This is a genomic window from Nonomuraea sp. 10N515B, assembly GCF_052245915.1.
Classification (GTDB): domain Bacteria; phylum Actinomycetota; class Actinomycetes; order Streptosporangiales; family Streptosporangiaceae; genus Nonomuraea.
On sequence record NZ_JBQQBQ010000024.1, the window covers coordinates 78,298 to 92,429 of the forward strand.

At 70.1% G+C, this 14,132-nt stretch carries 13 protein-coding genes; 4 read left to right on the forward strand and 9 right to left on the reverse strand.

Annotation, left to right across the window (positions count from 1 at the left end; translation table 11 throughout):
- Positions 1–11 precede the first annotated feature (11 nt).
- From ACTWQA_RS31330 to ACTWQA_RS31350, 5 genes are all read right to left on the reverse strand, one after another.
- Positions 12–242 carry a hypothetical protein gene (locus tag ACTWQA_RS31330; RefSeq protein ID WP_305921690.1) on the reverse strand — a complete coding sequence of 77 codons (231 nt, stop codon included), beginning with the start codon at positions 240–242 and terminating at the stop codon, positions 12–14.
- On the reverse strand, positions 239–619 hold the full coding sequence (locus ACTWQA_RS31335) for a DUF948 domain-containing protein (RefSeq protein ID WP_443162623.1): 381 nt from the start codon (positions 617–619) through the stop codon (positions 239–241). Before ACTWQA_RS31335 ends, ACTWQA_RS31330 begins: the two co-directional genes overlap by 4 nt.
- Before the next feature lie 84 nt (positions 620–703).
- Complete coding sequence (locus ACTWQA_RS31340; RefSeq protein WP_443162624.1) at positions 704–1,567, reverse strand: oxygenase MpaB family protein; 864 nt, start codon at positions 1,565–1,567, stop codon at positions 704–706.
- A 44-nt stretch (positions 1,568–1,611) separates the two neighbouring features.
- Entirely contained in the window at positions 1,612–2,922 is a 1,311-nt protein-coding gene (locus ACTWQA_RS31345; RefSeq protein WP_443162625.1) for a replication-associated recombination protein A, read from the reverse strand.
- 9 nt (positions 2,923–2,931) lie between these two features.
- The gene (locus tag ACTWQA_RS31350) at positions 2,932–3,414 is read right to left on the reverse strand and encodes a DUF2231 domain-containing protein (protein ID WP_443162626.1); all 483 of its coding nucleotides are present in this window, start codon (positions 3,412–3,414) and stop codon (positions 2,932–2,934) included.
- 168 nt (positions 3,415–3,582) lie between these two features.
- On the opposite strand from ACTWQA_RS31350, the gene ACTWQA_RS31355 reads away from it, so the two are divergent.
- Positions 3,583–4,488 (forward strand): peptidylprolyl isomerase, encoded by a 906-nt coding sequence (locus ACTWQA_RS31355; protein ID WP_443162627.1) that lies wholly within the window; start codon positions 3,583–3,585, stop codon positions 4,486–4,488.
- Positions 4,489–4,561: 73 nt separating this feature from the next.
- Here ACTWQA_RS31355 and aspS read toward each other — a convergent pair whose 3' ends face one another.
- Genes aspS through ACTWQA_RS31370 form a run of 3 tightly spaced genes read right to left on the reverse strand, consistent with a single transcriptional unit; the run spans position 4,562 to position 8,240 of the window.
- A complete protein-coding gene (gene aspS / locus ACTWQA_RS31360; protein WP_443162628.1) occupies positions 4,562–6,307 on the reverse strand; it encodes an aspartate--tRNA ligase in 1,746 nt (581 codons plus the stop codon).
- A complete protein-coding gene (gene hisS / locus ACTWQA_RS31365; protein WP_443162629.1) occupies positions 6,304–7,560 on the reverse strand; it encodes a histidine--tRNA ligase in 1,257 nt (418 codons plus the stop codon). The genes aspS and hisS overlap by 4 nt, the downstream gene beginning before the upstream one ends.
- A complete protein-coding gene (locus ACTWQA_RS31370; protein ID WP_443162630.1) occupies positions 7,560–8,240 on the reverse strand; it encodes an MBL fold metallo-hydrolase in 681 nt (226 codons plus the stop codon). The genes hisS and ACTWQA_RS31370 overlap by 1 nt, the downstream gene beginning before the upstream one ends.
- A gap of 138 nt (positions 8,241–8,378) precedes the next feature.
- On the opposite strand from ACTWQA_RS31370, the gene ACTWQA_RS31375 reads away from it, so the two are divergent.
- The 3 genes from ACTWQA_RS31375 (at position 8,379) to ACTWQA_RS31385 (ending at position 11,707) form a co-directional block, all read left to right on the forward strand.
- Positions 8,379–9,254, forward strand: coding sequence for a peptidylprolyl isomerase (locus tag ACTWQA_RS31375; RefSeq protein WP_371825892.1), 876 nt, complete (start codon positions 8,379–8,381; stop codon positions 9,252–9,254).
- Positions 9,255–9,316: 62 nt separating this feature from the next.
- Positions 9,317–10,546, forward strand: coding sequence for a DUF349 domain-containing protein (locus ACTWQA_RS31380; RefSeq protein ID WP_443162631.1), 1,230 nt, complete (start codon positions 9,317–9,319; stop codon positions 10,544–10,546).
- 69 nt (positions 10,547–10,615) lie between these two features.
- The gene (locus ACTWQA_RS31385) at positions 10,616–11,707 is read left to right on the forward strand and encodes a cupin domain-containing protein (protein ID WP_443162632.1); all 1,092 of its coding nucleotides are present in this window, start codon (positions 10,616–10,618) and stop codon (positions 11,705–11,707) included.
- A gap of 212 nt (positions 11,708–11,919) precedes the next feature.
- On the opposite strand, the gene ACTWQA_RS31390 is transcribed toward ACTWQA_RS31385, so the two are convergent.
- Positions 11,920–14,109: a RelA/SpoT family protein gene (locus ACTWQA_RS31390; protein ID WP_443162633.1), complete on the reverse strand. Its 2,190-nt coding sequence runs from the start codon at positions 14,107–14,109 to the stop codon at positions 11,920–11,922.
- Between the last annotated feature and the right edge of the window lie 23 nt (positions 14,110–14,132).

Genomic DNA, 14,132 nt, shown 5'->3' on the forward strand with positions numbered 1-14,132 from the left:
TTTGCGTTTAGTCAGTTGTTGTCTTCAGCGTTGTCGAGCCCGAAGCGTGCCCGCAACTCCGTTTCGCGCTCGGCGGCCTCGCCTAGCGCGTCAGAGGTAAAGTCTCTCACCTGCCGGAGCATGCCTGCCGCACCGTCCGCAGTCCTGTGGATGACATGGTTGGGATGGAGCGCTTGCAGCCTGCGCATCACCCACATGGCGAGGAACGCGCCGAGCGACAGGTAGAACAGCCTTCTGATCATCGCGTCCGCCTCGGCACGGCTCTGCGCGGCCGGCGGGCCTCGATGGCGCGCCGCACGCCGTAGGTCAGCGACGACACCTTGATCAGCGGCCCGGTGAAGACCGTCTGCGTCACCGCGCTGAGCTTGGCCGCGTGGCCACTGACCTGCTTGACGTCCTTGGCGATGGCCTCGACGGCGATCAGCTGCCTGTTGGTCTCGCTGACCGTGACGCTCAGGTCGTCCAGCAGCGGCGTGAGGCGGTTGTTGAGGTCGGAGACCGCCTTGGTGGTCTCCGTGAGGAGCCTGGCGAGCTTGACGAGCACCATGGCGAGAACGCAGACCAGGACGATCCAGCCCGTGGCCGCGATCAGCCCGGCGACCTCTCCAGCGGTAAGCATCCGCTCTCTCCCTCGTACGCTGGGCCGGAACGGCACGACCCTATCGCGTCCGAGCGACAACATCGGTGAGGACGACGAGCCGCCTCAGGCCGCCACGTCCGCTCCCGGCGCGCGCGCGAGCGCGCGCATGAGCCCGCGGGCCGCCCTGATCTCCGGCGCGACCAGCCGATCCGGCAGGGCGGCCGCCGCCACCCGCAACGCCTTGAGCGCCGTGCCGGCCGCGTACTCGGTGGCCTTGCCCGCGTGACGGCCGTACATCTCCTGGGCCCACGCGGGCAGCGTGGCGAAGGCGAGGGCGCCCGCGGCGGGCAGCGAGCCGAGCGCCAGCGGCGCTGTCAGTAGCGCAAGGCGCAATGACAGTTGCGGGCTGAGGCTGCGGCGCAGCGCGTCGCGCGCCTCGTCGGTGGCCGACAGGTACGGGCGCATGCCCTCGAGGTAATCGCGCAGCTCCGCCACGTCGCCCGGCACGTCCCGCAGCCCGACGAGACTCGCGCTGCGCCGCTGCTCGGCCACATAGGCGTCGGCCTCCGCGCCGGTGAGCGGCACGCCGGCGCGCAGAGCCACCTCCAGGTGCGAGGAGGTCTCCACGCAGTGGACCCACCGCAGGTTCTCCTCGTCGTCCACCCGGAACAGAGTGCCGGTGTCGGTGTCGAGGCCGATGAGGCGGGCGTGCACGCGGCGCACCCGCTCTGCGGCCTGCTCGGCCTGCTCGCGGGTGCCGAACGTGCGCACGGTGAGGTAGGTGAGCTGCCGCCGCAGCCGTTCCCGGGCCACCTCGGGGTCGTCGAGCAGACAGTTCTGGGCGATGCTGCGGATGGTGCGGGGATGCAGGGCCTGCAGTTGGAAGGCGCGCAGCACCGCCGGCCAGGCGAGCGGCTCGGTGTGGATGCGCCAGGTGATCGATGTGGGGCCGAACAGGCCGCCGCCGGAGGTAACGGTCGCCTTCACACGGTGGTGATTCCCCGTGAACAGCTGTTTAGTACGGCTTTCACCTATGCGTCCGGCTTTGCGCGCAGGAAGTCGCGGATCTTGGCCCAGCGATCGGCGACCGGGGCCTCGGCGCCGTGCCGGGTCGGCTCGTAATAGCGGCGCTCGCGGACCTGCTCGGGCGCGTAGTCCTGGCGGACGAGCCCGTGGTCGAAGTCGTGCGGGTATTTGTAGCCGTCCCCGTGGCCCAGCTTGGCGGCGCCCGGGTAGTGGGCGTCGCGCAGGTGGCCGGGCACCTGGCCGATCAGGCCGCGTCGCACGTCGCCGATCGCGGCCCCGATGGCCTTGACGACGGCGTTGGACTTGGGGGCGAGGGCGCAGTGGATGACGGCGTGCGCCAGGTTGATCTGCCCCTCGGGCAGGCCGATGAGCTGCACGGCCTGGGCGGCGGCGACGGCGGTCTGCAGGCAGGTGGGGTCGGCCATGCCGACGTCCTCGGAGGCGAAGATGACGATGCGGCGGGCGATGAAGCGCGGGTCCTCGCCCGCTTCGATCATGCGGGCCAGATAGTGGAGTGCGGCGTCGGCGTCCGAGCCGCGCATCGACTTGATGAACGCGCTGATCACGTCGTAGTGCTGGTCGCCCTGCCGGTCGTAGCGCACGGCGGCCTTGTCGACGGCCTTCTCCACGACCTCGACCGTGATGTCGTCGGCCAGCAGCGCCGCCGCCTCGAGGTAGGTCAGCGACCGGCGCGCGTCCCCGCCCGCGAGGCGTACGAGATGCTCCAGGGCCTCGGGCGCGAGGGTGACGCGGCCGTCCAGGCCGCGCGGGTCGGCGACGGCCCGCTCCAGCACCACGCGGATGTCGTCCTCGGACAGGGACTCCAGCGTCAGCAGCAGCGAGCGCGACAGCAGCGGCGAGATGACCGAGAAGAACGGGTTTTCGGTGGTCGCCCCGATGAAGGTGACCCAGCGGTTTTCCACGGCGGGCAGCAGGGCGTCCTGCTGTGCCTTGTTGAAGCGGTGCACCTCGTCCACGAACAGCACGGTCTGCCGCCCGGTCATGCCCAGCTCGCGGCGGGCGTTGTCGATGGCGGCACGCACGTCCTTGACGCCGGCGGACACGGCCGAGACCTCGACGAAGCGGCGCTTGGTGACGTTGGAGACGACGTAGGCGAGCGTGGTCTTGCCGGTGCCCGGCGGACCCCACAGGAACAGCGACATGGGAGCCTCGCTCTCGACCAGGCGCCGCAGCGGGGTGCCCTGGCCGAGCAGGTGCCGCTGGCCGATCACCTCGTCGAGCGTGCGCGGGCGCATGCGCACCGCGAGGGGCTGCGGGGTGGCCTCCTCAGCCGCCGAATCGAACAGGCTCTCCACAACGCGAGATTACACTCCCCACACGGCTCTCGCTCCGGAGTCACCGGCCCGGAAGACGAAGTAGCCGGCCACCGCGGCCAGCGCCAGCGTCAGTCCCGACAGGGTCAGCGTCGCGGCGCGGCCGAACCGGTCGCCGCCCACGGAGTCGCGGGCCGGGCGGGTGGCGTACACCAGCAGCAGGGCGGCGGCGGCGAGCCCGAGCACCGACAGCAGCAAGGGGTTGGCGAAGCTCTGGTGGGTGGAGATGCGGGCGCCCACCTCGCCGCCGGCGGTGGCGAAGCGGGCCGCCTTGAGGCTCTCGCCGCTCTCCTTGGCCGCGTAGACGGCCGCGGGCGCCACCAGGGAGAGCAGGACGACGGCCCAGGCCATGTACGGCCGCCAGCGCGGCAGCAGCGCGTAGACGGCGGCCACGACGACGAGGAGCGGGGTCAGCACGACGGCGAAGTGGATGATCAGGGGGTGGGCCGGGAGGCCCAGGATCTGGTCGAACATGGGGGCTCCTTAGTGCTCATTTCAACTACGAATGTGAGCACCATATGGTTCGCGACCTCACAAGTCGCACATCACGGCTTTCGCCACTTACGTCCGGCACATATCGGAGGCCGGTAGCATGCGCGGAGTTGTTTGGTCATGTGACGGCAAAGATGAAGGAGACAAGCGGTGAGCGGCGACGACGACCGCAAGAGCGAGCTGGCGCGGGAGCACAAGGAGCGGCAGAAGGAGCGCGCCGCGGCCGAGCAGTCCTCCAAGGCGAGGCGGAACACCTTCATCGGCGCGGGCGTGGCCGTCGTAGTGGTGGCGGGCGGCATCTTCGCCGCGACCACGTTGGTCAGCAAGGACGGCGGTGAGGCGGCCTCGGCGGCGAGCACGCCCTCGGCGTCCGCGTCGGCCTCCGCCTCCGCCCCCGCGCCGACAGAGCTCCCGAGCACCACGCCGCCGAAGAAGGCGGGCTCGGTGTCGTGCACGTACAAGCGGGACGACTCGGTTCCGAACAAGTACGTGGGGATGCCCGGCAAGAAGCCCAACCTGAAGCTCAGCACGATGACGATCAAGACCAACCACGGTGACATCGTCATCGACGTGGACGCGAACGCCACCCCGTGCTCGGTGAACTCCATGGCGTTCCTGGCCAAGAAGAAGTTCTACGACAACACCAAGTGCCACCGCCTCGCGACGCCGGAGACGACCGGTCTGTTCCTGCTGCAGTGCGGCGACCCTCAGGCCAAGGCGGACGGCAAGAACCCGACGGACGGCCTCGGCACCGCGGGGTACGTGTTCGGCGACGAGGCCGTGGGCGTGGTGCCGTACACCAGGGGTGTGGTGTTCCTGACCCAGCCTCAGGACGCGGCCGGCCAGAACAGCAGTCAGTTCGCCATCTCGATGTCGGACGAGAACGCGCAGATCGAGCCGCAGTATTCGGTGCTGGGCATAGTGAAGTCCGGCCTGGAGATCATCGAGAAGGTCGCCAAGGACGGCGTCACCGTCAACGAGGACGACATCACCGGCGACGGCGGCTCCACCGCCCCGAAGACGCCGATCGTGATCAAGAGCGTCACGGTCAAGTAGGAGACACAAGAACGGCAGGCCCCGCAACGCGGGCGCCTGCCGTTCTTGCGTTCACGCCTTGAGCAGCCGTCGTTCAGGCCTTGGGCTGGGCGTCGACGCCTGCCTCCTTGCGCTGGTCGGCCGTGATCGGCGTGGGCGCGGCGGTGAGCGGGTCGAAGCCGGAGGCCGTCTTCGGGAAGGCGATCACGTCGCGGATCGAGTCGCCGCCGGACAGCAGCATGCAGATCCGGTCCCAGCCGTAGGCGATGCCGCCGTGCGGCGGCGGGCCGTACTTGAACGCCTCGAGCAGGAAGCCGAACTTGCTCTCGGCCTCCTCCTTGGAGATGCCGAGCACGTCGAAGACACGCTGCTGCATCTCGGCCCGGTGGATACGGATCGAGCCTCCGCCGATCTCCATGCCGTTGCACACCATGTCGTAGGCGTAGGCGAGGGCCTCGCCCGGGTGGTCCTGGAAGTTGTCGGCCCACTCCGGCTTGGGACCGGTGAACGGGTGGTGCACGGCCGTCCAGCCGATCTCGCGGCCCACCTCGTCGTGCACCGGCTCGAACATGGGGGCGTCGACGACCCACAGGAACGACCACGCCGACTCGTCGATCAGGTCGCAGCGCCGGCCGATCTCCAGACGGGCGGCGCCGAGCAGGTCACGGGAGGAGTGCCGGGGGCCGGCCGCGAAGAAGATCGCGTCACCCGGGTTGGCGCCGACCTTGGCCGCCAGCCCGCCGGCCTCCTCCTCGGACAGGTTTTTGGCCACCGGGCCGCCGAGCGTGCCGTCCTCCTGCACGAGCACGTAGGCCAGGCCCTTGGCGCCGCGCGAACGGGCCCACTCCTGCCAGCCGTCGAGCTCCTTGCGGGTCTGCGAGGCGCCGCCCGGCATGACGACCGCGCCGACGTATTCGGCCTGGAAGACGCGGAACGACGTGTTCGCGAAGTAGGCGGTCATCTCGACCAGCTCCTGGCCGAAGCGCAGATCGGGCTTGTCGGAGCCGTAGCGGGCCATGGCGTCGGCGTACGTCATGCGCGGCAGCCGCGTCGGCAGCTCGTAGCCGGCGATCTCCTTCCACAGCCGGCCGATCAGCTTCTCGCCGACCTCGATGACGTCCTCCTGGTCCACGAAGGACATCTCGACGTCGATCTGGGTGAACTCCGGCTGCCGGTCGGCCCGCAGGTCCTCGTCGCGGTAGCACTTGGCGAGCTGGTAGTAACGCTCGAGCCCGCCCACCTGCAGCAGCTGCTTGAACAACTGGGGCGACTGCGGCAGGGCATACCAATTGCCGGGCTGCAGGCGCACCGGCACGAGGAAGTCGCGGGCGCCCTCGGGGGTGGAGCGGGTCAGCGTGGGCGTCTCGACGTAGACGAAGCCGAGCTCGTGCATGACCTCGTTGGCGAGGTAGGTGGCCTTGGAGCGGGTGCGCATCGCATTGGCCACCTGCTGGCGGCGGATGTCGAGGTAGCGGTATTTCAGCCGCGCCTCCTCCGAGACGCCCACGTTGCCCTCGATCGGGAACGGCAGCGGCGCCGACTCGCTCAGCACCTCCACCGTGTCGGCCACGACCTCGATCCTGCCGGTGGGCAGGTCGGGGTTTTCGTTGCCCTCGGGGCGCAGGCGGACCGCGCCGACGACCTTCACGCAGTATTCGGCGCGCAGGTCGTGGGCGTGGTCCTCCTCGCGGAAGACCACCTGCGCCGAGCCGGAGGCGTCACGCAGGTCGATGAAGACCACGCCGCCATGGTCGCGGCGGCGGGCCACCCATCCCGCGAGCGTCACCTGCTGCCCGGCGTGCTCCTCGCGGAGCGACCCGGCCGTATGCGTGCGGATCACTGCACTTTCCCTTTCAAGAATTCGACGACCTCGGTCAAGGGCACCTCGGTCTGGTCAGCGGTGGTCAGGTCTTTCACTTGCACGGCCTCGGCGGCCAGGTCGCGCTCGCCCAGGATCAGCGCGAACGCGGCGCCCGAACGGTCGGCGCCCTTCATGGCGCCCTTGAGCCCCTTGCCGCCGTAGGCCATGTCGGCGGCGACACCGGCCGCGCGCAGCTCGTTCACGAGCTTGAACATGGCGCGCGCCGCCTCGTCGCCCAGCGCCACACCGTACACCTCGCACCGAGGCGGGGCGGCGAGCGCGATGCCCTCCCTCTCCATGGCGATCACCGTGCGGTCGAGGCCGAGGCCGAAGCCGATGCCGGGCAACGGTGGCCCGCCGATGGCCTCGGAGAGCCCGTCGTAGCGGCCGCCACCGCCAATGCCGGACTGTGCGCCCAGCAGCGGGTGGTCGAACTCGAAGGTGGTGCGGGTGTAGTAGTCGAGCCCGCGCACCAGCCTGGGCGCGTCCTCCCACGAGACGCCGAGGTCGGCCAGCAGCTGTTTGACCCGGTCGTGGTAGGCCTTGCAGGCAGGGCAGAGGTGGTCGCCGATGAGCGGCGCTCCCTCCAGCTGCGCACGGACCTCGGGGCGCCTGTCGTCGAGCACGCGCAACGGATTGATCTCGATTCGGGCCCTGGTGGCCTCGTCAAGGTCGAGCGCGCGCAGGAACTCCTGCAACCGGGCGCGGTAAGCCGGGCGGCATTCCTTGCAGCCCAGCGAGTTGAGCAGCAACCGCACCTGGGTGAGGCCGAGCGCGGAGTACCACTGCCAGGCCAGCGCGATGGTCTCGGCGTCGACGGCCGGGTCCTCGCTGCCGATCGCCTCCAGGTCGAGCTGGTAGAACTGGCGGTAGCGGCCCTCCTGAGGCGCTTCGGCGCGGAAGACCGGTCCGTCGGTCCAGACCTTCACCGGGAGCTGGCCGCGGTGCAGGCCATATTCCAGGACCGCGCGCAGCACGCCTGCGGTGAACTCCGGGCGCAGCGTCAGCGACCTGCCGCCGCGGTCGGTGAAGGTGTACATCTCCTTGCTCACGACGTCGGTGGACTCGCCGACGCCGCGCGCGAACAGCTGGGTGTCCTCGAAAACCGCAGTCTCGAGGTAGGCGTAGCCCGCACGCCTGGCCGTCTCCGCGAACGCTCCGCGAATCGCGTAGAACGTCGAGGCCTGCGGTGGGACGTACTCCTTGACGCCTTTGGGTGCTTGGAAGCTCATTAGATCCCTCGTGTGGGACCGGCGTGCGGCGCTGCTTCTTTCAAGTATGGGTTGGTAGCGCGCTCGCGGCCGATCGTGGTCTGTGGTCCGTGGCCCGGCAGGACGACCGTATCGTCAGGCAGCGGCAGGCACTTGGCAGCCAGGCTGCGCAGGATCGTCGGGTAGTCGCCCCCGGGCAGGTCAGAACGTCCGATGGAGCCGGCGAACAGCAGGTCGCCCGAGAACATGATCTCGTCATCGGGCAGCCGGAAGCTCACCGACCCCCTGGTATGGCCGGGCGTGTGGTCCACCGCGAGCTCGAGGCCGGCCAGCTTGAGGACCGCGCCGTCGCTCAGCTCGCGCACATCGTCGGGCTCGCTCAGCGTGAGGCCGCCGAACAGCGAGGCGCTCGTGCCGGACCAGCCCGCGGCCGGGTCGCTCAGCAGGTGGCGGTCCTCGGGGTGGATCCACGCGGGGACGTCGCGCGCACCGCAGACCGGGGCGACCGACCAGACGTGGTCGAGGTGGCCGTGGGTGAGCAGGACCGCGACCGGCTTGAGCCGGTGCTCGCGCAGCAGCTCGTCGACGCCTTCGGTCGCGTCCTGACCTGGATCGACGATGACGCACTCCTCACCGGCGGCAGGCGCGACGACGTAACAATTGGTCTGGAAGGCCCCTGCGGGGAAGCCAGCGATGAGCATCTGCCTCAGGTGATCTCGTCGAAAAGCCAATGGGAATGTAACCGAAGGGTACCGGTGCGGGTCGCCGGGCTGCGAATCATTACCCATTGGCCGATACGATTCGCCCACCTCAGTTGATTGACTATGGGAGGCAAAGCGGTGGCCACGGGGAAGGACCGGCAGAAGCAGCTGGCGCGTGAGCACTACGAGCGGCAGATGCAGCGCCGTGTCGAGCGCGAGCAGAAGGCCAAGCGCACGGCGATCATCGGCTCCACTGTGGGCGTGGTGATCGTGGTCGGCGGCATCGTGGCGGCGGTCGCCCTGCTGGGCGGCGGTGATCAAACCACGGAGGCGGCCGCAACGCCCTCGGCGTCGGCCGCCGACACCGCCACGGCGGCGCCGAGCGCGAGCACGGGGCCGAAGCCGTACGACGCGGCGACCGGCACCTGCGACTACGTCAAGGACACCGCCGGCGGGCAGGTCAAGGACGTCGGCATGCCGCCGAAGAGCGTCAAGACCACGCCCGCCGCGAAGACGATGACGTTCAAGACCAACCAGGGCGACATCGTGGTCGAGCTCAACAACGCCAAGGCGCCCTGCACGACCAACTCGCTGGAATTCCTGGCGAAGAAGAAGTATTACGACGGCAGCAAGTGCCACCGGCTCGGCAGCGACAAGTTCCCGATGCTGCAGTGCGGCGACCCGACCGCCAAGGCCGACGGCAAGAGCCAGGACGGCTCGGGCGGCCCCGGCTACGTCTTGGCCGAGGAGAACCTGCAGGGTGCCCAGTACAAGCGTGGTGTGATGGCGATGGCCAAAACGCAGGCGCCGGGCAGCACGGGAAGCCAGTTCTTCCTCGTTTTCGGAGACATCCAACTCGACCCGCTTTACACGCCGGTGGGTACGATCACCAAGGGGCTCGACATCCTGGACAAGGTAAGCAAAGCAGGCGTCATCGCCGACATGGGGGACGGGACGGGAGCACCGAAGCAATCCGTCGAAATCAAAGACGTGACAATCGCCGGCAAGAGCTGACGTAATACAAACTAGGGACGAGTATGTCCCGAAGGGTCTGATGGATAGTGCGGGAGGACACGGTGAGCACCGACCCGTGGGGCCGGGTAGACGACGACGGCACCGTCTACGTGCGTACGGCTGAGGGAGAGCGGGCCGTCGGCTCCTGGCAGGCCGGTGAACCCGAAGAGGCACTGGCCTACTTCCATCGCAAGTACGACGAGCTGGCGGGCCAGGTTCAGCTGCTCGAGCAGCGGGTGCGGGGCACGGATCTGGCACCGGCGCAGGCCGAGGCCAGCATCGCCAAGCTGCGCGAGGCCGTCGCGGACGCCCACGCCATCGGCGACCTGGCCGCGCTGACCACCCGCCTGGACGGCCTGACGGAGCTGGTCGCCCAGCGCCGCGAGGAGGTCAAGGCGGCCCGTGAGCACGCGCGCGCCGAGGCCAGGGCGGTCAAAGAGCGCATCGTCGGCGAGGCCGAGCGGATCGCCGACGAGACCACCCACTGGAAGTCGGGCGGCGAGCGGCTGCGCCAGCTGGTCGAGGAGTGGAAAGCCGCCGACCGCATCGACAGGGTCACCGAGGCGGCGCTGTGGAAGCGGCTGTCGGCCGCCCGCACGGCGTTCGCCAAGCGGCGCAAGCAGTACTTCGCGGGCCTGGACGAGCAGCGCGAGGGCATCCGCGCGGCCAAGGAGCGCATCGTCGCCGAGGCCGAGGCGCTCGCGGACTCCACCGACTGGGGCCAGACCGCGGCCGTCTACCGCGAGCTGATGCAGCAGTGGAAGAGCGCAGGGCGGGCCTCGCGCGAGGCCGAGGACGAGCTGTGGGGCCGCTTCAAGGCCGCGCAGGACCAGTTCTTCCAGGCCCGGTCGGCGGTCTTCGCCGAGCGGGACGCCTCGCTGGCGGCCAACGCGCAGGTCAAGGAGGAGCTCCTGGCCGAGGCGGAGAAGATCCTTCCGGTCACCGACGTACGTACGGCCCGGGGCGCGCTGCGGCACATCCTGGAGCGGTGGGAGGCCGCGGGCCCGGTGCCGCGCGAGCAGCGCGACCGGCTCGAGGGCGGGCTGCGCAAGGTCGACGAGGCCGTGCGCAAGGCCGAGGACGCCGAGTGGAAGCGGTCCAACCCCGAGGCCAGGGCCCGCGCGCAGAGCACGGTCGACCAGCTGCGCACCTCGATCGAGCAGCTGGAGAAGCGGCTGGCCAAGGCGCAGGCGGCCGGGCGTGCCAAGGACGTCAAGGAGGCCGAGGAAGCCCTGGTGGCCCGCCGCTCCTGGCTCGAGGAGGCCGAGCGGACGCTGGCCGAGTTCAGCTGACGTCGCCTTCCCGCCCGATCGTGGGGAATCGGGCGGCACGCGGAGCGGCCTGCGATCTAGGCTTGCGCCATGGATCCCGTCAGCGCCGCTCGCGCTCTCGTCGAGGAGATGTTCCCGGGGGCCCTGTACGCCTTCGTCGGCGGCAGCGTGCTCACCGAGCAGCGCACCAGCACCTCGGACCTGGACGTCGTCGTGGTGCTCGACGGCCTGCCCGTCCCTTATCGCGAGTCGCTGCGCTGGCGCGGGTGGCCGGTCGAGCTGTTCGTGCACAGCGAGACCAGCCTGCACGCCTACCTCGACAAGGACTTCGACCGGCGGCAGCCCACCCTGGCGCGGATGTGCGCCGAGGGCGCGGTGCTGACCGACCGGACCAGCGGCCGCGCCAGCGACCTCCAGACGGCCCTGAGCAAGCGCCTGGCGGCCGGCCCGGGCGGGTTGACGCACACTGAGGCCGAGCGGGCCAGATACGCGCTCTCCGACCTCCTGGACGACCTGTCGGGGGCGATCGATCCCGGCGAGCAGACGTTCCTCCGGTGGCAGGTGGTGCAGGAGACGGCCAGGATGGCCCTGGGGTTCGGGCGCAGGTGGCAGGGCAGCGGCAAGTGGCTGCTGCGCGAGCTGCGCGCGCATGACCCGGACCTGGCCGCCGAGCTGCTCGCCGCGCACGACGACCCGGCACGGCTGGCCGCCGTGGCCTCAGACGTGCTTGAGGGGGCGGGAGGGCGGCTCTGGGAGGGCTATCGGGCCGAGGGGGACCCGTTTCACCGGCCGCTGCGTCACGTGCCCGCAGAGGGGCTCTCGGGCGGCACGGCGCAGAGCTCGGGCATGCGGCGGCTGGCGGCCATCAGCGGGGCCACCGCCGGGTCGGCGCGGTTGTGGATGGGGCAGACGCACGTGGCGCCCGCCACCCGGTCCTCCGATCATCACCATGGGGCGTCGGAGACGGCGATCTACGTGGTCAGCGGCACGCCGTCGTTCGTGTTCCTGGAGGGGGCGCGGGAGGTGCGGCTGGAGACCAAGCCGGGCGACTACGTCTTCGTGCCGCCGTACGTGCCTCATCGCGAGGAGAACCCGGACCCGGCTCAGGAGGCGGTCGTCGTGATCGCCCGCAGCACCCAGGAGGCCATCGTCGTCAACCTCCCCGACCTGCGCCCCCGCTGACCCGCCGGCACGGCCCGGTCCGGCGGCTCGGCGGCCGGCGCCCCAGATGGACCTCCAGCCCCGAAGCCTCTGATCGGCAGCACGGTGATCCGGTGGCAGCATCGGCCGGCACCACGCAGCAGCGCCCACGGCGCCCTGCCAATCGCAGCGGTCCAGAGTGGGCCGCTGTCGCCTGCCGAGCGAAGGACCGAAGCCCCGCGAGGGGCCGTCGGTCAGCTGCCGGCTCCGCTGACCCGGTAGACGTCGAAGACCCCCTGGATGCTGCGCACGGCCTTCAGGACGTGCCCCAGGTGCTTCGGGTCCCCCATCTCGAACGTGAACTTGCTGATCGCGACCCGGTCCCGCGACGTCGTGACCGAAGCGCTCAGGATGTTGACGTGCTGGTCGGACAGCGTCCGGGTGACGTCGGACAGCAGGCGCGGCCGATCCAGCGCCTCCACCTGGATGGCCACCAGGAAGACGCTGTCGTCGCTCGGCGACCAGCTGACCTCCACCAGCCGGTCCGGCTGCGACTTGAGCTGCTGCACGTTGGTGCAGTCGCCCCGGTGCACGGACACGCCGTGCCCGCGGGTGACGAATCCGACGATCTCGTCACCGGGCACCGGGGTGCAGCACTTCGACAGACGCACCCATACGTCGGCGTCCCCGGCCACCACGACGCCCGCGCCGCCGCCCCGGGGGCGGCCGCGCAGCCGGGTCGGCAGGGCGGTCTCGGCGATGTCCTCCTCGGCGCTGTCGACGCCGCCGATCGAGGCCACGAGCTTCTGCACGACGGCCTGCGCCGCGGTGTGCCCCTCCCCCACGGCCGCGTACAGCGCCGACACGTCGGGGTAGCGCAGGTCGCGGGCCAGGGCCAGCAGCGCCTCGCCGGACATCAGCCGCTGCAGCGGCAGCCCCTGCTTGCGCATGGCGCGGCCGATGGCCTCCTTGCCCGCCTCGATCGCGGTCTCGCGGCGCTCCTTGGAGAACCACTGCCGGATCTTGTTGCGGGCCCGGCCCGACTTGACGAACTTCAGCCAGTCGCGCGACGGCCCGGCGTCCGGCGACTTGGAGGTGAAGATCTCGACGGTGTCACCGTTGCCCAGCCGCGACTCCAGCGGCACCAGCCGCCCGTTGACGCGGGCCCCGATGCAGCGGTGACCCACCTCGGTGTGCACGGCGTAGGCGAAGTCGACGGGAGTGGCCCCCTCGGGCAGCGCGATGACCTGCCCCTTCGGGGTGAACACGTAGACCTCGGAGACCGACAGGTCGAAGCGCAGCGAATCCAGGAACTCGCCCGGGTCGGAGGTCTCCTTCTGCCAGTCGAGGAGCTGGCGCAGCCAGGCCATGTCGCTGCCCGGCTTGACCTTGCCGGGAGGGCCCGAGCCGCCGACCTCCTCCTTGTACTTCCAGTGCGCGGCCACGCCGTACTCGGCCCTGTGGTGCATCGCGTGGGTGCGGATCTGCAGCTCCACCGGCTTGCCCTCGGGACCGATCACCGTCGTGTGCAGCGACTGGTACATATTGAACTTGGGCATCGCGATGTAGTCCTTGAACCGCCCGGGCACCGGGTTCCACCGGGCGTGGATGGTCCCGAGCGCCGCGTAGCAGTCGCGCACGGTGTCGACCAGGACGCGGATGCCCACCAGGTCGTAGATGTCGTCGAACGCCACGTCACGCGCGATCATCTTCTGGTAGACCGAGTAGTAGTGCTTCGGCCGGCCCTTGACCACCGCGCGGATCTTCGCCTCGCGCAGGTCGCCGGAGACCTTCTCGATGACCTCCTGCAGGAACAGGTCCCTGCGCGGCGCCCGCTCCGACACCATGCGCGCGATCTCGTCGTAGCGCTTGGGGTAGAGCATGGCGAAGGCGAGGTCCTCGAGCTCCCACTTGATCGTGTTCATGCCCAGACGGTGGGCCAGCGGCGCGAAGATCTCGAGGGTCTCGCGGGACTTCTGGTGCCGTTTGTGCTCGGGCAGGTAGCGCATGGTGCGCATGTTGTGCAGCCGGTCGGCCAGCTTGATGATCAGCACGCGGATGTCACGTGCCATCGCGACCACCATCTTGCGTACGGTCTCGGCCTGCGCGGCGTCGCCGAACTTCACCTTGTCCAGCTTGGTGACGCCGTCGACCAGGGACGCGATCGTCTCGCCGAAGTCGCCGCGCAGCTCGTCAAGGCTGTAGGCGGTGTCCTCGACGGTGTCGTGCAGCAGCGCCGCGCACAACGTCTCGTCGTCGGTGCCGAGCTCGGCGAGGATGGTGGCCACGGCGAGCGGATGCGTGATGTATGGGTCGCCGGACTTCCGCTTCTGGTCGCGGTGGTGGTAGGCGGCGACGTCGTAAGCACGCTCGATCACGCGCAGGTCGGCCTTGGGGTGGGTGGCGCGGACCGTGCGGAACAGCGGCTCCAGCACCGGGTTCATGGCCCCACCCCCAAACCGCCGCC